Origin of the sequence: Halomonas ramblicola (assembly GCF_030409215.1) — a bacterium.
Classification (GTDB): domain Bacteria; phylum Pseudomonadota; class Gammaproteobacteria; order Pseudomonadales; family Halomonadaceae; genus Halomonas; species Halomonas ramblicola.
The window spans coordinates 135271-157242 of the sequence record NZ_JAUFPL010000016.1 but is presented as its reverse complement, the minus strand read 5'-3'; the positions used below and the strand labels follow the sequence as shown (position 1 = coordinate 157242).

The following is a 21972-nucleotide window of genomic DNA, read 5'->3' as shown; positions in this document are numbered from 1 at the left end:
ATTCATGTTATTTATGGATTGCATTCCTTACTGGAATCCTTGACGGCATTGGAGGCGCCATGGACACCCAGAGCCTGCAGGCCTTCCTGGCCGTGGCCGAGAGCGGCAGCTTCTCGCGGGCCGCCGACCAGCTCCACCTGACCCAGCCGGCCATCAGCAAGCGCATCGCCACCCTGGAGGGCCAGATCGACGCCCGCCTCTTCGACCGCATCGGCCGGCGGGTGTCGCTGACCGAGGCCGGCCGGGTGCTGCTGCCCCGCGCCCGCCAGATCCTGGTGATGGTCGACGACAGCCGCCGCGCCCTGGGCAACCTGGAGGGCGAGGTCAGCGGCAGCCTGACGCTGGCCACCAGCCATCATATCGGTCTGCACCGCCTGCCCCCGCTGCTCAAGGCCTATACCCGCGACCACCCCGAGGTCCGCCTCGACCTGCACTTCCTGGACTCCGAGGAGGCCTACCAGGGGGTGCTCGACGGCAACCTGGAGATCGCCGTGGTGACCCTGGCGCCCTCCCCCGATCCCCAGCTCACCGTGGTACCGGTATGGATCGACCGGTTGTGCTTCGTCTGCGCCCACGACCATCCCCTGGCCGGCCAGGCGCAGCCGACCCTGCAGGCACTGTGCGAGCACGACGCCGTGCTGCCTGGCCCGCTGACCTTCACCCGCGGGCTGATCGAGGCCCGCTTCGCCGCCGCCGGCCTGCGCCTGCCGGTGACGCTCTCCACCAACTACCTGGAGACGCTGAAGATGATGGCCGCCATCGGCCTGGGCTGGAGCCTGCTGCCGGAGCGCCTGGTGGCCGGCGAACTGCACGAGATCGCGGTGGACCATCCGTCCATCCATCGTCCGCTGGGCTACATCGTGCACCGCAGCCGCACCCTCTCCAACGCCGCCCGGGCCATGCTGGCCCTGCTCGACGCCGCCCGGGAAACCGACGGCGATATCGGTTAGGCTGCTTATTTTGCCAGGAGCCGCCGCGCATGTCCGAGCCCAGCCCCGAGACGCCGTCGCCGCACCATGCCATCGCCGGGGTAGCGATCCTCGTCGGCCTGCTGCTGCAGGTGCTGGGCTTCGCCGGCCTGTCGCCATCCCCCCACCTGGTCGGCTACGCCCTGTGGCTGGCCACGCTGCTGCTGTGGCGGGACATCCCGCGGCGCACCCGCTGGCAGGCCGGCGCCCTGGTGGTGATCGGCCTGGGGATGCTGCTCACGGCCCGATGGCGCTACGACGCCTCGCTCGACTGGCCGGCGCTGCTCGACGGCAACACCTATGTGGTGGCGATGCTGGTGGGGGTGAGCTTCATCGGCCTGATCGGCAACCGCCGCCAGGGGCGCCCCCTGGGGCGAGCCGTCACCGGCGCCCCCGGCACCGCCGGCACCTGGCTGGGCGTGCACCTGCTCGGCACCATCCTCAACCTGTCGACGGTGTTCATGATCGGCGACCGCCTGGCCAGGCGCGGTCCCCTGACGCTGCCGCAGCTGCTGGCCCTGAACCGCGGCCTCTCGAGTGCCGCCCTCTGGTCGCCGTTCTTCGCCTCCATGGGCGTGGTGATGACCCTGGCACCGGGCATGGATTATCTCCACGTCCTGGCGGTGGGACTGCCCCTGGCGTTGGCGGCCGGCCTGCTCACCGTCACCGAGCTGTCACGGCGCTTCGACCTGGCGACGGTGGCGGGCTTCTCGCTGTCGCCACGCAACCTGCTGATGCCGGTGACCATGGCGGCCCTGGTGATGCTCTTCCACTACGTCCTGACGCCGGCGCTCTCCATCGTCAGCATCATCACCTTCCTGCTGCCCGCGGCGGCCCTGGTGACCAACCTGCCGGCGGGGACGCGCTGGACGCTGGGGCGGGTGCGCCAGCACACCCTGACGCGCCTGCCGGCCATGCGCGGGGAGATCGCCCTGTTCCTGTGCGCCGGCCTGCTCACCCTGGGGCTCTCGACGCTGATCGCCGCGGCCACCGGCAGCGAATGGACGCTCTTCGCGCGGTTCGGCGCCGGCGAGGCCATCCTCAGCTTCCTGGGCATCGTGGCCAGCGCCATCGCCGGGCTGCATCCGATCATCGGGGTCTCGGTGCTGGCCTCGATGCTCGACCTGGAGGGTAGCCGGCAGACGCTGTTCGCCTTCGTCGCCCTGGCCTCCTGGGCAGTGGGCACCTCGGTGGGGCCGCTCTCCGGGATCAATCTCTCGTTGCAGGGCCGCTACGGGGTCAGCGGCTACCGCATGATGAAGCACAACCTGGGCTATGCGATCGTCATGGCCGGCCTGGTGACGGGGGGCATCCTGATCCTCGACGCCTGGCTGTGACTACTCCGACACCCGCCGGAAATAGCGGTGCCCACAGCCATGACAGGGCTCGATGCGGGCGACGCCGTCGAGATCGACCTCGGCGCCGCAGTGCACGCAGGCCAGGCGACCGGCCACGGCCATCTCCCCCTCGCAGTAGTCGGCGCGGGCCGCCTCGAGATCCTCCTCGAAGCGCTCGCGCTCGATCACGCTGCGATCGGCGATGGAGAGCAGCGACTCGCTGATCTTGCGCGACAGCGCCGAGAGGTCGATCCCCAGCCAGGTGGCCACGCCCTCGCCCCCGGCGCTGAGGTAACGACGCATGTCCTTGAGATCGCGCTCCACCCAGGCGCGCAGCAGCGACAGCTCGTCCTTGGTGAACTCCTCCAGTTCGGCCTCGAACTCCACCGCCTCGTCGAGTTCCTGCTGCAGGTTCTCCCAGGTCAGCTCCTGGGCCCCCTCGCGCAGGCGGTCGAGCATACGCTCGTAGCCCTCGCGCAGGCGACGCTCCTGGTGCGGTTTGTGCGGCTCGCTCATGGCACTCTCCTTCTGCTGCGATGGGGTCACGGCGGCCGGGGCATAGCCTGACCCTGCCGTGCTGGGGTATCCTTGCCTACCATTTAGACGACTTCCTGCCGGCAGTTCAACGTCTTGTCGCCACCTTGCGCCAGGATCACGACGCCGGACAAGCCATTCGAGCCCGCGGCGCCTCGAGGCGGCGCGCCGACTTCCAAGGTATCCGTAAACAGCGATGGACGCACAGTACAAGCCCTTCGAGATCGAACGCGACGCCCAGCAGTTCTGGGAAAAGAACCAGTGCTTCAAGGCGGTGGAGGACGCCGACCGCGAGAAGTTCTACTGCCTGTCGATGTTCCCCTATCCCAGCGGCAAGCTGCACATGGGGCATGTGCGCAACTACACCATCGGCGACGTGGTCTCCCGCTACCAGCGCATGCAGGGCAGGAATGTCATGCAGCCCATGGGCTGGGACGCCTTCGGCATGCCCGCCGAGAACGCCGCCATCCAGAACCGGGTACCGCCGGCCCAGTGGACCTACGACAACATCGCCACCATGCGCGGCCAGCTCAAGGCGCTGGGCTTCGCCTACGACTGGAGCCGCGAGTTCGCCACCTGCGACGCCGACTACTACCGCTGGGAACAGTGGTTCTTCACCAAGCTGGTGGAGAAGGGACTGGTCTACAAGAAGATGGCCACGGTGAACTGGGATCCGGTGGACCAGACGGTGCTGGCCAACGAGCAGGTGATCGAGGGGCGCGGCTGGCGCTCCGGCGCCCTGGTGGAGCGCAAGGAGATCCCGCTGTGGTTCCTCAAGATCACCGACTACGCCGAGGAACTGCTCGCCGACCTGGACAGGATCGACTGGCCCGAGCAGGTCAAGACCATGCAGCGCAACTGGATCGGCAAGTCGCGCGGCGTCGAGCTGACCTTCGACATCCAGGGCAACGGCGAGCCGCTCTCCGTCTATACCACCCGCCCCGATACCCTGATGGGCGTCACCTACATGGCGGTGGCTGCCGACCACCCCCTGGCCAGGCAGGCCGCCGAGGGCGACGCCGAACTGGCCGCCTTCTGCGAGGAGTGCGCCCGGGGCGGCACCTCCGAGGCGGAACTGGCGACCCGCGAGAAGAAGGGCATGCCCACCGGCCAGGTGGCCGTGCATCCCCTCAGCGGCCGCGAGATACCGGTCTACGTGGCCAACTTCGTGCTGATGGAGTTCGGCACCGGCGCCGTCATGGCGGTCCCCGGCCATGACCAGCGCGACTGGGAGTTCGCCACCAAGTACGACTTGCCCATCGAGGCGGTGATTGCCACCGAGGACGGGGAGGCACCGGACCTCAGCCAGGGGGCCTTCGATGACTACGGCACCCTGATCCACTCCGGGGAGTTCGACGGCCTGGACTTCGATCAGGCCTTTGCGGCGATCGCGGCCAAACTGGCCGAGCTGGGCCGCGGTGAGGTCAAGACGAACTTCCGCCTGCGTGACTGGGGCGTGGCACGCCAGCGCTACTGGGGTGCGCCCATCCCGGTCAAGTATGGCCCCGCGGGCGAGACCGTGCCGCTCTCCGACGAGGAGCTGCCGGTGGCCCTGCCCATGGAGGTCACCGTCGACGCCACCGGCTCGCCGCTCAAGCGCATGCCGGAGTTCTCCGACCTGGGCGACGGCTGGGTGCGCGAGACCGACACCTTCGACACCTTCATGGAGTCCTCCTGGTACTTCGCACGCTTCTGCTGCGCCGACAACCACACGGCGATGCTCGACGAACGCGCCGACTACTGGCTGCCGGTGGACCTCTACATCGGCGGCATCGAGCACGCCATCCTGCATCTGCTGTATGCGCGCTTCTTCACCAAGCTGATGCGCGACTTCGGCCTGGTGAAGGCCGACGAGCCCTTCCAGCGCCTGCTCACCCAAGGCATGGTGATCGCCGAGACCTTCTACCGCGAGACCGCCAACGGCGGCAAGCAGTGGTTCAACCCCGCCGACGTCGAGGTCAGGCGCGACGACAAGGGGCGGCCGATCAGCGCCATCCTGCTCGACGATGGCCAGCCGGTGGCGATGGGCGGCATCGAGAAGATGTCCAAGTCGAAGAACAACGGCGTCGACCCCCAGTCGATGATCGACCGCTTCGGGGCCGACACCGTGCGCCTGTTCATGATGTTCGCCGCCCCGCCGGAGCAGTCCCTGGAGTGGTCCGACTCCGGCGTCGAGGGTGCCCACCGCTTCCTCAAGCGCCTATGGCGCCTGGTGGCGGAACACCTCGAGGCCGGCACGCCCGGCGCGCTGGATGTCGACGCGCTCGATGAGCCCCTGCGTGAGCTGCGCCGCAAGACCCACGAGACCATCGCCAAGGCCGGCGACGACATCGGCCGGCGCACCACCTTCAACACCGCCATCGCCGCGGTGATGGAGCTGACCAATGCGCTCGGCAGGTTCGACGACGCCAGCCCCCAGGGCCTGGCCGTGGTCCGCGAGGCGGTGGAGGCCTGCGTGCTGCTGCTCGCGCCCATCGTGCCCCACGCCTGCCACGCCCTGTGGCGTGAGCTGGGCCATGAGAGCCCGGTGATCGACGCCCCCTGGCCGACGGTGGATGAATCGGCGCTGGCCCGCGACAGCATCGAGCTGGTGGTGCAGGTCAACGGCAAGCTGCGTGCCCGCATCCAGGTCGCCGCCGACGCCGACAAGGCGGCCATCGAGGCCGAGGCCTTCGCCGCCGAGAACGTCCAGCGCCACACCGAGGGCAAGACGATCCGCAAGGTGATCGTGGTGCCGGGCAAGCTGGTCAACATCGTGGTGGGCTGAGCCCGCCACGGCACAGACGGCACAGGGAGTCACCCATGCAGCGTCGCACCCTCCTTTCGCTCGCCCTGGCCGGCACCGCCGGCCTGGCCCTGACCGGCTGCGGCTTCCGCCTGCGCGGCCTCGATGCCCCGAGCCTGAGCCTGGACGAACTCGCCGTGGCCGGCGGCGACGACGCCTTGTCGGGCCGGGTGGCGGACCGCCTCGAGGCCGCCGGCACACGCGTCCACGATGCCGCCCCCCTGGTGCTCAACCTGGGACCGGAGGCCGTGGATCGCCGCCGACTGGGCGTGCTCGACGCGGGCCCGCGCGACGAGGAGCTGACGCTCTCGGCCCCCTTCTCGGTGCAGCGCCGCGAGGACGGTGCCTACCTCCTCGACCAGCAGCGCCTGAAGGTCGCGACCCACTACACCGTCAGCGACGACGACCTGCTCAATCGCGAGACCCTGCGCGACGAGGCGCTGGACGAGCTGCGCGAGGCCGCGGCACGCCAACTGCTCGACCGCCTGCGCGGCCTATGAAAATCTTCCCCGACAAGCTCCCCGAGGCCCTGGCCAGGAAGCTGCCGCCGGTGGTAATCGTCGCCGGCGAGGAGCCGCTGCAGCACATCGAGGCCTGCGACGCGGTGCGCGAGGCCGCCCGCCAGGCGGGGATCGAGGAACGCGAAATCCTGCACGTGGAGGCCAACTTCGCCTGGGGGCGCCTTCACGAGGCGAGCGCCAGTCTGTCGCTGTTCGCCTCGCGCAAGCTGATCGAGCTGCGCCTGGCCGGCAACAACCTGGGCCAGGACGGCAGCAAGGCCCTCAAGGCCTACGCCGACGGCCTCAAGGGCAGCGACAACGTCCTGCTGCTCAGCATGGGCAAGCTGGACTTCCGCCAGCAGAAGAGTGCCTGGTTCCAGGCCCTGGACAAGGCCGGCCTGTTCGTGCCGGTGTGGCCGGTGGACGTCTCGCGGCTGGGCTTCTGGCTGCGCGACCGTGCCGGACGCCATGGCCTCAACCTCGACCTCGACGCCGCCCGCCTGCTGGGCGAGCGCACCGAGGGCAACCTGCTGGCCGCCGACCAGGAGCTCCAGAAGCTCGCCCTGCTGCTGCCCCAGGGCGCCCGGGTCTCCCCACGCGAGGTGGCCGGCGGCGTGGAGGACAGCGCCCGCTTCGACGTCTTCACCCTGGTGGATGCCTGCCTCAAGGGGGAACGCTCGAGGGTCGCCCGCATCATGGCCGGTCTGCAAGGGGAAGGTGTGGAGCCCCCTATCGTGCTCTGGGCGCTGACCCGGGAGCTGCGCACCCTGCTCTCGCTGCACCAGCACCTGGATCAGGGACAGAGCTTCGAGCACGCCTGCAAGGCCCAGAAACCGTCGATCTTCGAGAAGCGCCGCCCCGCCTACCAGCAGGCCCTGCAGCGCCTGCCGGTGAGGCGCCTGCACAAGCTGCTGCTGTTCGCCCAGCGCCTGGACCTGGCCATCAAGGGTGCCGCGGCCCTGCCGGTCCAGGACGGCCTGCACGACCTGGCACTGACCCTGGCCGGGGGCCGCGGCCTGCTGGCCGAGCTGCCTTCCTCCTACCGCATCGCCTGAACTGTCCCAGCGTTGACTGCCAAGGGCATGAAATCTCTCACCCTTTCGTCCATACTGGATGGCACTCATCGCACTGCCACACCCTGTCGCCGGGACGCGACGCGTGGATCATCAAGGAGCCGGAAGCCCAGCCGAAGAAGAAGGAAGCCTGACATGATGAAGACGATCTGCCGTTACCTCAGCCCCCTGCTCATCGCCGCCCTGGTGCTGGGCAGTCTCCCGGCCATGGCGGCCCCCGCCGGCAGTGGCCTGGTTTCCACCCAGGACGCCCTGAGCGCCGAGCAGGTCCGCTCCGATCGCGAACGCATCCACGAGGTGCTGGCCCGCGATGACATCCGCGACCAGCTCGTCGCCCAGGGAGTGGACCCTGCCGAGGTGGAGGCCCGCGTGGCGGCGCTCTCCGACGCCGAGGCGGCCCAGATGGCCGACCAGCTCGACCAGCTCCCCGCCGGAGCGAGCGTGGTCGGCGCCCTGTTCGCGGTCTTCGTGATCCTGCTGGTCACCGATATCCTCGGCCTGACCAACGTCTACCCCTTCACCCGCTGAGGGAAGGGCCATGACCTCGAGCCCGTTACGGCATCCTGCCCGTCGCGGCCTCCGGAACGCCCGCCCAGCGGGCGTTCTTGCGTTGGCGCTGTCGCTGTTGCTGATGGCCGGCTGCGCCGCCACGCCGCAGATCGACGAGGCCACCCTGGCCAGCGTGCCCCGCCAGGCCCTGCTCGACGACGTCCCCTTCCACGGCCAGCGCGACTACCAGTGCGGCCCGGCCTCCCTGGCCATGGCCCTAGAGCACGCCGGCGTCGATGCCGAGGTGGATGCCCTGATCCCCCAGGTCTTTCTCCCCGACCGGGAGGGCAGCGTGCAACCCGAGATGCTGGCCACGGTGCGCCGTCATGCACGCATCCCCTTCCGCATCGAGGGGGACATGGACGCCCTGCTCACCGAGATCGCGGCCGGCCACCCGGTGGTGGTGATGCAGAACCTGTCGCTGCCCGCCTGGCCGCTGTGGCACTACGCCGTGGCCATCGGCTATGACCTCGACGCGGAAGAGATGATCCTGCACAGTGGCGAGGAGCCACGGCGGCGCGAGTCGTTCCGCGCCTTCGATGCCACCTGGGCGCGCAGCGACCGCTGGGCTTTCGTGGCCTTGCCAGCCGGGGAACTTCCCGCGGGCGCCCGCCCCGGGCCGGCCACGGAGGCGATCAGCGACTTCGAGCGGGTGCAGGGCCCGGCCGCCGCCCTGCCGGCCTGGGAGGCCCTGGCGGAACGCTTCCCGGATGCCGGCATGGTGCACTTCGCCCTGGGTAACGCCCGCCATGCCGCGGGCGACGAGGCGGCGGCCATCGACGCCTTCGAGCGGGCCGTCGCCCGGCAACCCGACCTGGCCGCGGCCTGGCTCAACCTGGGGCTCGCCCAGGAGGCCCGGGGCAGGTCGGACGCCGCCGCCCAGGCCCTGCGCCGTGCCGCCGCCCTGTCGGGCCGCTGGCAGGCGCAGGCCGAGGCGGCCCTGGAGTCACTGGAGGAACGCCATGACCCATGACATCCGCCTCAAGCGCATCTACGCCGCCCCCGCCGAAGAGGACGGCGCCCGGGTGCTGGTCGATCGCCTCTGGCCCCGCGGCAAGCGCCGCGAGGGCCTGGCGCTGACCGACTGGTACCGCGACGCCTCGCCGTCTCCCACCCTGCGACGCCAGTATCGTCAGGCCGAGATCAGCGCCGGGGTGTTCGCCGTCCGCTACCGCGGGGAGTTGCGCGACCGCCCCGAGGTCCTGGTGCCGCTGATGCGACTCGCCCGACGGGGCCCGCTGACCCTGCTGTCGGCCGTCCGCGACCTCGAGGCCTCCCACCTGCCGCTGCTGCGCGAGGCGCTACTCCGGGCCCTTCACGAGGAGGACATCCAGGACATGGAACCTGCCTCGCCGCCCTGCTTCGCCCACCAGCTGCGCAACCCACCGACCCCCTGACACACCACGGCCCCGCCGGATCCGGCGGGGCCAGAACACGCGATCCACCCCGTTCCGGGCCACCACCCGATGAGGCGCCCGCCACCCGCCGAATGGCCCTGGTGGTAGCTTGCGGCTGCCCGCCTCAGCGCCGCGTGGCGTCGTAGCCGAGATCGGCGCCGCGGCTCTCGTCGCTGCGGCGGCGGGCGCTGACGTTGCGCTTGCGGTTCTCTTCCTCGCACACCTCGTCCTTGCCGCCGCACACCTCGCAGCCTTCCTTGAGGCCCAGCTTGTTGAGGCCGCCGCAGGAGCCGGCGATGGGCTTGCGCCCCATGATCACGCCGATGGCCATGGCGGCCATGATCAGCAGCATGAAGGCGAAGGCGATGAGCCAGATGGTCATGTAATCTCTCCTTCGGCTAGCGCTCCAGCAGGGGCAGGAGCGCGGCGCCGTAGCGTATGTCGATGCCCCGTGGCTTGAGGACAATAAGGCGGATGGCCCGTTCCACGGTCCGGGGCGGGTCGCCGGCCAGCAGCTCGCGGGCCAGGCGGTCGGCCTCGAGCGCGCTGGGCGCCACCGCGCTGACCGCGAGGATACGCGCCTGGTCGGCGGCGTCAACGGTATCGGGCGCCTGGCGCGTGACCACGGTCAGGTCTTCCAACTGCAGGACGTCGTCCCGTCCCGCCTCCAGGCCGGGGCGCGCCAGGGACACCCGCCAGGGTTGGCGATTGGCGCGACCCAGGCCGTGCTGCATGCCGCCGAGCTCAACCAGGGCATCGCGCACGCCGGCCTGGCCGAGGCGTTCCACCAGGCGGTCGAGGGCGCGCAACCGGTAGTGGCGGGCGAGCGCCTCCAACAGCCGGTGGTTGGCGGCCGGCCCGAGGGGCGGCCGAGCCATCTGGAAGGGGCGCGCCTGGCGGTCGTGGGCGTGCTGCAGGGCGTCCAGTTCACCCTGGATGACGGCCTCCAGGCGGCGGCGCGCCGCGGACGTGAGGTCGTCATTCAGGGTGATGTGGTAGCCGGTGCCGAGGACGGTGCCCTCGAGCGGGGGGTCGCCCGCCGCCGGCCGGCAGCCCGCGAGCAGGGCCAGCGCCATGGGCAGGGCGAACGCAAAGAGGGCCGGCCGCCAGGCCAGCCCCCGATGTCGCCACTTGGCGAGCGAGATCATCCGCCGAAGTCGTCCAGCATGATGTTCTCGGGCTCGACGCCCATGTCGATCAGCATCTTGATGACGGAGGCGTTCATCATGGGCGGCCCGCACATGTAATACTCGCAGTCCTCCGGTGCCGGATGGTCCTTGAGGTACATGTCGTAGAGGACGTTGTGGATGAAGCCGGTGGGGCCCTCCCAGTTGTCCTCGGGCTGCGGGTCGGAGAGCGCCAGGTGCCACTCGAAGTTGTCGTGCTCCTCGGCCAGCTTGTCGTACTCCTCGTTGTAGAAGGTCTCACGCCAGGAGCGTGCGCCGTACCAGAAGGTGATCTTGCGCTTGGTATCCAGGCGCTTGAGCTGGTCGAAGATGTGGCTGCGCATCGGCGCCATGCCGGCACCGCCACCGACGAACACCATCTCGGCATCGGTGTCCTTGGCGAAGAACTCGCCGAAGGGCCCCATCACGGTGACCTTGTCGCCCGGCTTCAGGTTGAAGACGTAGGTGGACATCAGACCCGGCGGGTGGTTGGTGTTGGGCGGCGGCGTGGCGATGCGGATGTTGAACTTGAGGATGCCCTTCTCTTCCGGGTAGTTCGCCATGGAGTAGGCGCGGATGACTTCTTCGGTGCTCTTGTGGCGGATCTTGAAGAGGTCGAACTTCTCCCAGTCGCCGCGGTACTCCTCCTCGATGTCGAAGTCGGAGAAGGAGATGTCGTAGGGCGGCGCCACCAGCTGCACGTAGCCGCCAGCGCGGAAGGCCACTTCCTCGCCCTCGGGGAGCTTGAGGTTGAGCTCCTTGATGAAGGTGGCGACGTTGGGGTTGTCGATGACCTCGCACTCCCACTTCTGGACGCCGAAGACCTCCTCCGGGACCTCGATCTTCATGTCCTGCTTGACCGGGACCTGGCAGGAGAGGCGCCAGCCCTCCTTCTTCTCGCGCAGGGTGAAGTGCTGCTCCTCGGTGGGCAGGATGGCGCCCCCACCCTCCTCGACGCGGCACTTGCACTGGGCGCAGGAGCCGCCGCCGCCGCACGCCGAGGAGAGGAAGATGCCGTTGGCGGCCAGGGTGTTGAGCAGCTTGCCCCCGGCCTGGGTGGTGATGGTGTGCTCGGGATCGGCGTTGATCTCGATGGACACGTCACCGGTGCTGACGAGCCTGCTGCGGGCGGCCAGGATGATCAGTACCAGGCCGATGACGACCAGGGTGAACATGACCACACCGAGCAAGATGAGCGTTGTATCAACCATGTCGGTTTCCTATTGCTTGACGTTGCCTGGTACCCGACGGCGCCGCGCGCCGCCGGGTGAACACGACCTGCTTCAGAGCTGGATGCCGGAGAAGGACATGAAGCCCAGCGACATCAGGCCCACCGTGATGAAGGTGATGCCCAGCCCCTGCAGGGAGGCGGGAACGTCGCTGTACTTGAGCTTCTCGCGGATGCCGGCCAGGGCGGTGATGGCCAACGCCCAGCCAACGCCGGAGCCGAAGCCGTAGACCACGGACTCGCCGAAGTTGTAGTTACGCTCGACCATGAACAGCACGCCACCCAGGATGGCGCAGTTCACGGTGATCAGCGGCAGGAAGACGCCCAGCGCGTTGTAGAGCACCGGCACGTACTTGTCGAGGAACATCTCCAGGATCTGCACCAGGGCGGCGATGACGCCGATGTAGCTGAGCAGGCCCAGGAAGGAGAGGTCGATGTTCTCGGCGCCGTTGATGCCGGTCCAGGCCAGGGCCCCTTCCGAGAGCAGCAGGCCGTAGACCAGGTTGTTGACCGGCACGGCGATGGTCAGCACCACGATGACCGCGATGCCCAGGCCGAAGGCCGCGGAGACCTTCTTGGACACCGCCAGGAAGGTGCACATGCCCAGGAAGAACGCCAGGGCCAGGTTCTCGACGAAGACCGAGGCGACGAACAGGCTGATGTAGTGTTCCATGTTACACGGCCTCCTTCGGCTGGGTGTTTTCCTTCATCTTGAACTCGTTCTCCTCGACCTGCTCCGGGTTGATGGAACGCAGCACCCAGATGATCAGGCCGATGATGAAGAACGCCGAGGGCGGCAGCAGCAGCAGGCCATTGGGCACGTACCAGCCGCCGTCCTGCACCGGCTGCAGCACGGTGAAGCCGAACACGCTGCCCGAGCCGAACAGCTCGCGGAAGAAGCCCACGGTCATCAGGATGAAGCCGTAGCCCAGGCCGTTGCCGATGCCGTCCAGGAACGACAGATGGGGGCTGTTCTGCATGGCGAAGCCTTCGGCACGGCCCATCACGATGCAGTTGGTGATGATCAGGCCGACGAACACCGAGAGCTGCTTGGACATCTCGTAGGCGAAGGCCTTGAGGATCTGGTCCACCACGATCACCAGGGAGGCGATGATGGTCATCTGCACGATGATGCGGATGGACGAGGGGATGTGGTGACGGATCAGCGACACGAAGAGGTTCGAGAAGGCCGTCACGAAGATCACCGCGCAGGTCATGACCAGCGAGACGCTCATGCTGGTCGTCACCGCCAGGGCCGAGCAGATGCCCAGCACCTGGAGCGCGATGGGGTTGTTCTTGAACACCGGCGTCGTCAGGACGCCCTTGGGGGTCATTTCCGCCATGGTCAGGCTCCTTCCGCTTCGAGTTCGACGTCGGCTGACTGGGTCTCGCCCGGGTCCACCTCGCTGCGGAACCGGGCCAGGTAGTCACCGAAGCCTTCCGGGCTCAGCCAGAACTGCAGCATGTTAGTCACGCCGTTGCTGGTCAGGGTGGCGCCGGAGAGAGCATCGACCTCGTTCTCGCCGCTGGCGCCGCCCTTGGTCAGGTGGATGGCGGGAGACAGGGAGTCGTCGTCACCGAAGATCTCCTTGCCTTCCCACTGGGCCTGCCAGCGCGGGTTGTTGACCTCGGCACCCAGGCCGGGAGTCTCGGCGTGCTCGTAGTAGGTGATGCCGACGATGGTGTTGCCGTCCCCCTCCACGGCGAGGAAGCCACGCATCAGGCCCCACAGGCCCTGGCCGCGGATCGGCAGGATGATCTGCTCGGGGTCGTCCGGGTCGTCGCCGACCAGGTAGACGGTGGCATAGTTCTCGACACGGGTCAGGCCGGCCGGGTCCCTCTCGCCGGACAGGGTGCGGGAGGCGGCCGGGTCGCGACGCGCCTCGAAACCGTCGTAGGTGGACGGGTCGAACTCGTCGGTGTACTCGCCGCTGCGCATGTCCACCACCCGCGGGATGATGGCCGACTCGAACGTCTCGTTCACGTCCATGCCGGGCTCGTAGAGGTTGGCCACCTCGAGGATGTTGGTCTTGCGATCCAGTTCCTGGTTGAACTGCTGCTTGGCGCGCAGCGCCACCGCCGCGGTGGAGACGATGACCGAACACACGATGCAGAGTGCGAACGCCACCGTCAGGATCTTCTTGATGGAGTTGTTGCTCTGTGCCATCAGGCGGTCTCCTCGGCCGAAGCACCGGTGCGCTGCTGACGGCGCTTGATGTTGGCCTGAACAAAGATGTGGTCGATGAGCGGCGCGAACAGGTTGGCGAACAGGATCGCCAGCATGATGCCTTCGGGGAAGGCGGGGTTCACGACGCGGATCAGCACGGTCATGACACCGATCAGGACACCGAAGATCAGGCGGCCCGGATTGGTCATGGAGGCGGAGACCGGGTCGGTGGCCATGAACACCATGCCGAAGGCGAAGCCGCCGATCACCAGGTGCCAGTACCAGGACATGGCGAACATCGGGTTGGAGTCGGAACCGACCAGGTTGAACAGCGCGCTGGTGGCCACCATGCCCAGGAAGCAACCCAACATGATGCGCCAGGAGGCGATCTTGGTCCACAGCAGTACCGCGGCGCCGATCAGGATGGCCAGTGTCGAGGTCTCACCCACCGAGCCGGGGATGAAGCCGAGGAAGGCGTCCCACCAACTGTACTGGCTGGACAGCGCCGCCATGCCGTCCTGGAAGGCGATGGACAGCGGCGTGGCGCCGGTGAAGCCATCGGCCGCCACCCAGACCGCGTCACCGGAGATCTGCGCCGGATAGGCGAAGTAGAGGAAGGCGCGGCCGGTGAGCGCCGGGTTGAGGAAGTTCTTGCCGGTGCCGCCGAAGATCTCCTTGCCGATCACCACGCCGAAGGTGATGCCCAGCGCCACCTGCCACAGCGGGATGGTGGCCGGCAGGACCAGGGCGTAGAGCACGGAGGTGACGAAGAAGCCCTCGTTGACCTCGTGGCCGCGCTTGATGGCGAACAGTACCTCCCAGAAGCCGCCGACCACGAAGGTCACCAGGTAGATCGGCAGGAAGTAGGTGGCGCCGAGCACGAAGTTGGACCACAGGCTGTCGGCGGCATGGCCGCTGGAGAGCAGCATCATGATCGCCTCGCGCCAGCCGTCCATGGAGGCGTAGCCGTCGGCGATGGCCATGTTGGCCTGCCAGCCGGCGTTCCACATGCCGAAGAACATGGCCGGGAAGGTGCACAGCCAGACGGTGATCATGATGCGCTTGAGGTCGATGCCGTCACGCACGTGGGCAGTGGTCTTGGCCACGCTGGGGGGCGAATAGAAGATGGTGTCCACCGCTTCGAAGAGCGGGTAGAACTTCTCGTACTTGCCGCCCTTGTGGAAATGCGGCTCGAGATTTTCGAGTGTCTGTCGAATAGCCATCATCAGGCCTCTTTCTCGATCGTGGTCAGGTTGTCGCGCAGGATGGGACCGTACTCGTACTTGCCGGGACACACATAGGTGCACAGCGCGAGGTCCTCCTCATCCAGCTCCAGACACCCGAGCTGCATGGCGGTCTCGATGTCCCCGACGATCAGCGTGCGCAGCAACTGCGTGGGCAGGATGTCCAGCGGCATCACCTCCTCGTAGGTGCCCACCGGCACCATGGCACGCTCGGAGCCGTTGGTGGAGGTGGTCGGCGCGTAGTCCTTGAGGCCGGTGATCTTCGACAGGTAGATGCCCAACACCGAGTGACGGTGCTTGCCCGGCGACATCCAGCCCATGAAGGTGCGCTTGTTGCCCTCCTCGAGCAGGCTCACCTGGTTGTGGAAGCGCCCCAGGTAACGCAGGCTGCCCTCGCAGGTGAAGCCGGAGAAGACCGAGCCCGAGATCACGCGGGTATCGTCCGGCTCGACCACTTCCCCTGACAGCAGCTCCTCGGTGCTGGCACCCAGGCGGGTACGCAGCAGGCGCGGCTGCTCGGCGCGCGGGCCGCCCACGGCGATCACGCGGGTGGTGTCCAGCTTGCCCTCGGCGAACAGCTTGCCGAAGGCGATGACGTCCTGGTAGCCGATGTGCCAGACCCGCTTGTGCAGACCCACGGGCGAGAGATAATGGATATGGGTCCCCACCAGGCCTGCGGGGTGCGGGCCGGCGAAGGTCTGGGCCTGGACGCCGTCGATGTTGCCACCGGGGATGCTGTTGTCCGGGGCGGTGCAGAGGTAGACCTTGCCCTCGGTCAGGCGGGCGAGCACCTTGAGACCGTCTTCGAAGGCCTGGACCTGCTCATGGATCACCTTGGCGGGATCGGCGGCCAGCGGATGCGTATCGATGGCGGTGACGAAGATGTCGGTGGGCACGCCGTCGATGGCCGGGGTGCGCGAGTAGGGGCGCGTGCGCAGGGCGGTCCACAGGCCGGACTCGACCAGCTGGTCGACCACGGCCTGGCGTTCCAGGCTCTCCAGCCTGTCGCGACCGTGGGCGGTGAACTCGACGGCCTCCTCGGTGTCGGCGACCTGGATCACCACCGAGAGCAGGCGGCGCCTCTCGCCACGGTTGATGGCCACCACCTCGCCGGCGGCCGGCGCGGTGAAGCGCACACCATCGATCTTCTTGTCGGTGAACAGCAGCTGGCCAAGCTTGACGGTATCTCCCTCCTTGACCTCCATGGTCGGCTTCATGCCGACGTAGTCGGTGCCCAGGACCGCCACGTGGCGCACGGGCCGCGCATCCTCGATGCGCTGCTCGGGCGCTCCCGCGATGGGGAGATCCAGGCCTTTCTTGACTTCGATCATAGTCTCGCCCAGTTGATGGATCGGGTAGATGAAGGAAAGGGGTGCGAATGGATTCGAATAGTTGTGATGTCGGTACGTTACCAGTCCGGCCCGAGGCTAGCCCGGACCACCCCGAAAAATCCTCGGTATTATAAAGACAAGGCAAGGGGATGACTACCTGAGCGAAGGTCGCACACGCCCGCCGGCCGGTCCGCAAGCGGCCGCCAGCAGCGTGATTCAGGCGTGAAAAAGCCGCCATCCCGAAGGGTTGGCGGCTCGTTCACATGAGCGCCGAGTGCCACCGAAATGTAGGAGACCAACTCGTTGGGCGATGGAGGCCGGAGGCTTCCCGGCGGTGGCCACCCAACCGTCGGTGGTACCCGCCGGGCGCCTGACGGCGCCGGTCGCGCAGCGAAACTGCCGTCCTACGACAAGATCGCCAACGTTGGTGGTACCGCCGTCAGGCGCTGACGTGCGGTAGCTTGAGGAAGCGCACGTTGGAGATGTGCTGGAGGATGCGTACCAGCTGGCAGCTGTAGCCGAACTCGTTGTCGTACCAGACGTAGAGCACCACATTCTTGCCATTGGCGATGGTCGCCTGGGCGTCCACGATGCCGGCGTGGCGGTTGCCGACGAAGTCGGTGGAGACGATCTCCGGCGAGTCCACGTAGTCGATCTGCTTCTGGTAGAGGGAATCGATGGACATGCGGCGCAGGAAGTCATTGAGCGCCTTGACATCGGTCTCCTTCTCCAGGCGCAGGTTGAGGATCGCCATGGAAACGTTGGGCGTCGGCACGCGGATGGCGTTGCCGGTGAGCTTGCCGGCGAACTCCGGCAGTGCCTTGGCCACCGCCTTGGCGGCCCCGGTTTCGGTGAGCACCATGTTGAGCGGCGCGCTGCGCCCGCGACGATCGCCCTTGTGGTAGTTGTCGATCAGGTTCTGGTCGTTGGTGTAGGAGTGCACCGTCTCGACATGGCCGTGCTCGACGCCGAACTCGTCGTTGAGCACCTTGAGTACCGGCACGATGGCGTTGGTGGTACAGGAGGCGGCGGAGAGGATGCGGTCGTCGTTGCCGATGTCATCGTGGTTGATGCCGAAGACGATGTTCTTGACGTCGCCCTTGCCCGGCGCGGTGAGCAGCGCCTTGGCCACGCCCTTGCACTCCAGGTGCTGGCCGAGGCCGGCCTCGTCGCGCCAGATGCCGGTGTTGTCGACCACCACGGCGTTGTCGATGCCGTAGGCGGTATAGTCGATCTCGGCGGGCGAGTCGGCGTAGATCACCCGGATGACGTTGCCGTTGGCGGTGATGGTGCGGGCCTCGGCGTCGACCTGGACGGTGCCGTTGAAGGGGCCGTGCACGGAGTCGCGACGCAGCAGGCTGGCACGCTTCTCGAGGTCCTTGGCGATGTCGCCGCGGCCACGCACCACGATGGCACGCAGGCGCAGCAGGTTGCCGCCGCCGGCCTTCTCGATCAGCACCCGGGCGAGGATGCGGCCTATGCGGCCGAAGCCGTAGAGCACCACGTCCTTGGGCTCGCCGTTGCCATCGTCGGGGTCGTGCCGGTCGACGATCTCGGCCAGTTCCTCGCGCAGGAAGGCCACGGGGTCACCGCCGCCGCGCCGCTTGAAGGCCACGCCCAGCTTGCCCACGTCGACGTGGGCCGGCCCCAGGTTGAGCTGCCCCATCGCCTCGACCAGCGGAAAGGTATCCTGCACGGAGAGCTCGGTCCCCTCGATCTTGCGCACGTAGCGGTGATCCTTGAGGATGCGGATCACCGAGCAGTTGAACAGCGAGCGTCCGTAGAGGGTGGTGACCACGTTGTGGTGCCGGTAGAGCCTGCCGATCATCGGGATCATCTGCTCGGCGAGCGCCTGGTTGTCGTGCCATGCCTGGAAGACGGAATCGGAGGGTTGCTGACTCACGTGCGGCCTCACTGCTGGGGTTGAAGGGTTCACTATCATTATCCCGGCCCCCTCCCCCACCGGCAATCACTGGATGGTCGCAGGCGCTGTAGGGGGATTACAGGAATCGCCGTTTGACTACAAGACGTTGGCGGCCTGGTATGATGGGCGTTCCTTGTCAGCCACCCCCGGGATCCCGTCGGGCCCCGCCCGTCGACAGCCTAACGACGTGACCATGCCGACTTTCTCCCCGCTCGACCCGCCGCGCCCCCAGGGGCTGCGCGACACCCTCTACTGGCAGATGCCCCAGGGCAGCGCCGCCGCCCTGGCCCTGGCGCACCTGGCCGACGACGCCCCGCTGCTGGTGATCACCGCCGACACCGCCCAGGCACTACGCCTGGAGAACGAGCTGCGCTTCTTCAGCCGGGTACCGGTACTGCCCTTCCCCGACTGGGAAACGCTGCCCTACGACAGCTTCTCGCCCCACCAGGACATCGTCTCGGCCCGGCTGCGAACCCTGCGCCGGCTGCAGGACGGCGAGCACGGCATCGTGCTGGTGCCCATCAATACCCTGATGCAGCGCCTGCCGCCGGTGGACTACATCGCCGGGCGGGTGATGACCCTGGAAGTGGGCCAGACCCTGGATCGCGAAGGCTTTCGCGACGCCCTGTCGCGGGCCGGCTACCGCGCCGTGGAGACCGTCTACGAGCACGGCGAGTACGCCCTGCGCGGCGCCCTGATCGACCTCTTCCCCATGGGCAGCGAGGCGCCGCTGCGCATCGACCTGTTCGACGACGAGATCGATACCCTGCGCCACTTCGACCCCGACACCCAGCGCTCGCGCGACAAGGTGGAGCGGGTGGAGCTGCTGCCGGCCCACGAGTACTCGCTGTCGCGCTCGGCCATCGCCTGCTTCCGCGAGGGCTTCGAGACGCTGTTCGACGTCGACCCGCGCCAGTGCCCGCTCTATGTGGACGCCCTGAAGGGCATCCCCTCCCCCGGCCTCGAGCAGTACCTGCCGCTGTTCTTCGAGGAGACGGCGACGCTCTTCGAGCACCTGGCCGAGGGTACCCGGGTCGCCCTGCTGCCCGGCGTCCACCAGGCCGCCGAGCACCATTGGACGGCCATCGAGAGCCGCTATGAGAACCTCGGCGTGGACCCCACCCGGCCGCTGCTGCCGCCGGCCCGGGCCTTCGTGCCGGTGGCCGAGGTGTTCGGCGCCGTCAAGCGCCACCCGCGGGTGGCACTCACCGAGGATGTCGAGCATCGCCATGCGCTGACGCCGGCCACCCAGGCGCCACCGCGGGTCGGCATCAACGCCCGGGCCAGGGAGCCGCTGGGCGAGCTGGCGACCTTCCTCGCCGACCACCCCGCCACTCGGGTGCTGTTCGTGGCCGAGTCCCGTGGGCGCCGCGAGGCCCTGGAGGAGACCCTGGCGCCGCTGCGCCTCGACCTGCCCCATGTGGAGGACTTCGCCGCCTTCCTGGAGAGCGGGGCGGCCACGGCGATCACCGAGGGCGAGATCGACACCGGCCTGTGGCTCGAGGCCCCCGACCTGGCGGTGATCGGCGAGTCGGAGCTGTACGGGGACGTGGTGCGCCAGAGCCGGCGCCGCGAGAAGGCCACCGACGCCGACGAGCTGGCGATCCGCCACCTCTCGGAGCTGCGCCCCGGCGCCCCCGTGGTGCACCAGGCCCACGGCGTGGGCCGCTACAAGGGCCTGGAGACCCTGGAGGCCGGCGGCCAGGCCGCCGAGTTCGTGACCCTGGAATACGCCGACGGTGCGCGCCTCTACGTGCCGGTGGAGAGCCTGCACCTGATCTCGCGCTACGCCGGCGCCGACGACGAGCTGGCCCCGCTGCACCGGCTGGGCTCCGAGCAGTGGGAGAAGGCCCGGAGGAAGGCCGCCGAGAAGATCCGCGACACCGCCGCCGAGCTGCTCGACATCTACGCCCGCCGCGAGGCCCGGGAGGGCTTCGCCTGCGAGCTGCCGGACATCGAGTACGCGCGCTTCGCCGCCGCCTTCCCCTTCGAGGAGACCCCCGACCAACGCGCCGCCATCGAGGCGGTGACCCGCGACATGACCGCGCCGCGCCCCATGGACCGGGTGGTGTGCGGTGACGTGGGCTTCGGCAAGACCGAGGTGGCCATGCGCGCCGCCTTCCTCGCCGTGCACTCGGGCCGCCAGGTCGTGGTGCTGGTGCCCACCACCCTGCTGGCCCGCCAGCACTACGAGAACTTCCGCGACCGCTTCGCCGATACCGCGGTGAACATCGAACTGGTGTCGCGCTTCACCGCCGGCAAGGGCCAGGCGGCGGCCATGAAACGTATCGAGGAGGGCCGGGCGGACATCGTCATCGGCACCCACAAGCTGCTGTCGAAGTCCACTCGGCTGCCGAAGATGGGGCTGTTGATCATCGACGAGGAACACCGCTTCGGGGTGACCCAGAAGGAACGCCTCAAGGCACTGCGCGCCGAGGTGGACATCCTGACCATGACCGCCACGCCCATCCCGCGGACCCTGAACATGGCCATGAGCGGCATCCGCGACCTGTCGATCATCGCCACGCCCCCGGCACGGCGCCTGTCGGTGAAGACCTTCGTGCAGCAGCGCGACGAGGCCATCCTCAAGGAGGCGATCCTGCGCGAGATCCTGCGCGGGGGCCAGGTCTACTTCCTGCACAACGAGGTCAAGACCATCGAGACCGCCGCCGGGAAGGTCCGCGAGCTGGTGCCCGAGGCCCGGGTCGGCGTGGCCCACGGCCAGCTGCCCGAGCGCTCCCTGGAGCGAGTGATGTCGGACTTCTACCACAAGCGCTTCAACGTGCTGGTGTGCTCGACCATCATCGAGACCGGCATCGACGTGCCCAGCGCCAACACCATCGTCATCGAGCGCGCCGACAAGTTCGGCCTGGCCCAGTTGCACCAGCTGCGCGGCCGGGTCGGGCGCAGCCACCACCAGGCCTACGCCTACCTGCTGACCCCGCCCCCCCGCGTGATGACCAAGGACGCGGTGAAGCGCCTGGAGGCAATCGGCGAGGCCGAGGACCTGGGCGCCGGCTTCACCCTGGCCAGCCACGACATGGAGATCCGCGGCGCCGGCGAGCTGCTCGGCGAGGAGCAGAGCGGCCAGATGGAGGCGATCGGCTACGGCCTCTACATGGAGATGCTCGACCGCGCGGTGGCGGCGATCCGCGCCGGCAAGACGCCCAACATCGAGGCGCCGCTGGACGAGGGCGTGGAGGTCAACCTCAACCTGCCGGCGCTGATCCCCGACGACTACCTGCACGACGTCCAGCAGCGGCTGGTGATGTACAAGCGAATCGCCAGCGCCGCCAGCGAGGCCGAGCTCAAGGAGCTCCGGGTGGAGATGATCGACCGCTTCGGCCTGCTGCCGGCGCCGGTCAAGACGCTGTTGCGCCAGACCAGGCTGCGCCAGCGCGCCGAGGCGCTGGGCATCACCCGCCTGGAGGCCGGCCCCGAACGCGGCCGGGTGATCTTCGCCGGCCACACCCGGGTCGATCCCCTGACCCTGGTCAACCTGATCCAGCAGGCGCCGGAACGCTACCGCCTCGACGGTGCCGACACCCTGCGCTTCGAGGCGGACATGGAGCAGGAGGAGACGCGCTTCGAGACCGTCGAGCAGCTGCTGGAGACGCTGAACCGCAAGACCGAGGCGGCGTGAAAGACTGGCGAACCACCGCTTTTCCCGGCACTCTATACTATCGGCCGAGCGTCTCATCGCCCTGACCCCCGGCACCGGCCCCAGGATGGTCCGGTGCCCTCATGATGCCACCAGGAGTCGAATGCC

Annotated in this window: 19 protein-coding genes; 9 read left to right on the top strand and 10 right to left on the bottom strand. The window is 68.3% G+C overall.

Translation table 11 applies throughout. The features are described 5' to 3' along the window. The first annotated feature begins 59 nt into the window (after window positions 1-59). Both QWY80_RS03720 and QWY80_RS03715 read left to right on the top strand, forming a co-directional pair. A complete protein-coding gene (locus QWY80_RS03720; protein WP_290229354.1) occupies window positions 60-950 on the top strand; it encodes a LysR family transcriptional regulator in 891 nt (296 codons plus the stop codon). A gap of 29 nt (window positions 951-979) precedes the next feature. Next, complete coding sequence (locus QWY80_RS03715; RefSeq protein WP_290229353.1) at window positions 980-2305, top strand: hypothetical protein; 1326 nt, start codon at window positions 980-982, stop codon at window positions 2303-2305. On the opposite strand, the gene QWY80_RS03710 is transcribed toward QWY80_RS03715, so the two are convergent. Further along, complete coding sequence (locus QWY80_RS03710) at window positions 2306-2821, bottom strand: zinc ribbon-containing protein (RefSeq protein WP_290229352.1); 516 nt, start codon at window positions 2819-2821, stop codon at window positions 2306-2308. Between the two features lie 214 nt (window positions 2822-3035). Between QWY80_RS03710 and leuS the strand changes: the two genes are divergently transcribed. The 6 genes from leuS (at window position 3036) to QWY80_RS03680 (ending at window position 9143) form a co-directional block, all read left to right on the top strand. Further along, window positions 3036-5606 (top strand): leucine--tRNA ligase, encoded by a 2571-nt coding sequence (leuS, locus tag QWY80_RS03705; RefSeq protein WP_290229351.1) that lies wholly within the window; start codon window positions 3036-3038, stop codon window positions 5604-5606. 35 nt (window positions 5607-5641) lie between these two features. Beyond that, complete coding sequence (locus tag QWY80_RS03700; RefSeq protein ID WP_290229350.1) at window positions 5642-6124, top strand: LPS-assembly lipoprotein LptE; 483 nt, start codon at window positions 5642-5644, stop codon at window positions 6122-6124. Beyond that, complete coding sequence (gene holA / locus QWY80_RS03695; RefSeq protein ID WP_290229349.1) at window positions 6121-7179, top strand: DNA polymerase III subunit delta; 1059 nt, start codon at window positions 6121-6123, stop codon at window positions 7177-7179. Before QWY80_RS03700 ends, holA begins: the two co-directional genes overlap by 4 nt. Window positions 7180-7335: 156 nt before the next feature. Next, on the top strand, window positions 7336-7725 hold the full coding sequence (locus QWY80_RS03690; RefSeq protein ID WP_290229464.1) for a PA2779 family protein: 390 nt from the start codon (window positions 7336-7338) through the stop codon (window positions 7723-7725). Window positions 7726-7807: 82 nt separating this feature from the next. Beyond that, window positions 7808-8719, top strand: coding sequence for a PA2778 family cysteine peptidase (locus tag QWY80_RS03685; RefSeq protein ID WP_290229348.1), 912 nt, complete (start codon window positions 7808-7810; stop codon window positions 8717-8719). Further along, the gene (locus QWY80_RS03680) at window positions 8709-9143 is read left to right on the top strand and encodes a DUF488 domain-containing protein (RefSeq protein ID WP_290229347.1); all 435 of its coding nucleotides are present in this window, start codon (window positions 8709-8711) and stop codon (window positions 9141-9143) included. The genes QWY80_RS03685 and QWY80_RS03680 overlap by 11 nt, the downstream gene beginning before the upstream one ends. A gap of 124 nt (window positions 9144-9267) precedes the next feature. Here QWY80_RS03680 and nqrM read toward each other — a convergent pair whose 3' ends face one another. From nqrM to QWY80_RS03635, 9 genes are all read right to left on the bottom strand, one after another. Further along, entirely contained in the window at window positions 9268-9525 is a 258-nt protein-coding gene (gene nqrM, locus QWY80_RS03675; protein ID WP_290229346.1) for a (Na+)-NQR maturation NqrM, read from the bottom strand. A 16-nt stretch (window positions 9526-9541) separates the two neighbouring features. Continuing rightward, window positions 9542-10291: an FAD:protein FMN transferase gene (locus tag QWY80_RS03670; protein ID WP_290229345.1), complete on the bottom strand. Its 750-nt coding sequence runs from the start codon at window positions 10289-10291 to the stop codon at window positions 9542-9544. After that, entirely contained in the window at window positions 10288-11520 is a 1233-nt protein-coding gene (gene nqrF / locus QWY80_RS03665) for an NADH:ubiquinone reductase (Na(+)-transporting) subunit F (RefSeq protein WP_290229344.1), read from the bottom strand. The genes QWY80_RS03670 and nqrF overlap by 4 nt, the downstream gene beginning before the upstream one ends. Before the next feature lie 72 nt (window positions 11521-11592). After that, entirely contained in the window at window positions 11593-12210 is a 618-nt protein-coding gene (gene nqrE / locus QWY80_RS03660) for an NADH:ubiquinone reductase (Na(+)-transporting) subunit E (RefSeq protein WP_290229343.1), read from the bottom strand. Between the two features lies 1 nt (window position 12211). Beyond that, complete coding sequence (locus QWY80_RS03655; protein WP_290229342.1) at window positions 12212-12880, bottom strand: NADH:ubiquinone reductase (Na(+)-transporting) subunit D; 669 nt, start codon at window positions 12878-12880, stop codon at window positions 12212-12214. A gap of 2 nt (window positions 12881-12882) precedes the next feature. Continuing rightward, the gene (locus tag QWY80_RS03650) at window positions 12883-13704 is read right to left on the bottom strand and encodes a Na(+)-translocating NADH-quinone reductase subunit C (protein WP_290229341.1); all 822 of its coding nucleotides are present in this window, start codon (window positions 13702-13704) and stop codon (window positions 12883-12885) included. Beyond that, a complete protein-coding gene (locus QWY80_RS03645) occupies window positions 13704-14930 on the bottom strand; it encodes an NADH:ubiquinone reductase (Na(+)-transporting) subunit B (protein ID WP_290229340.1) in 1227 nt (408 codons plus the stop codon). Before QWY80_RS03645 ends, QWY80_RS03650 begins: the two co-directional genes overlap by 1 nt. Further along, window positions 14930-16279 (bottom strand): Na(+)-translocating NADH-quinone reductase subunit A, encoded by a 1350-nt coding sequence (locus QWY80_RS03640; protein WP_290229339.1) that lies wholly within the window; start codon window positions 16277-16279, stop codon window positions 14930-14932. Before QWY80_RS03640 ends, QWY80_RS03645 begins: the two co-directional genes overlap by 1 nt. 439 nt (window positions 16280-16718) lie before the next feature. After that, window positions 16719-18182: a glyceraldehyde-3-phosphate dehydrogenase gene (locus tag QWY80_RS03635; protein ID WP_290229338.1), complete on the bottom strand. Its 1464-nt coding sequence runs from the start codon at window positions 18180-18182 to the stop codon at window positions 16719-16721. Between the two features lie 214 nt (window positions 18183-18396). Between QWY80_RS03635 and mfd the strand changes: the two genes are divergently transcribed. Beyond that, window positions 18397-21846: a transcription-repair coupling factor gene (mfd, locus tag QWY80_RS03630; RefSeq protein ID WP_290229337.1), complete on the top strand. Its 3450-nt coding sequence runs from the start codon at window positions 18397-18399 to the stop codon at window positions 21844-21846. The last annotated feature ends 126 nt before the right edge of the window (window positions 21847-21972 follow it).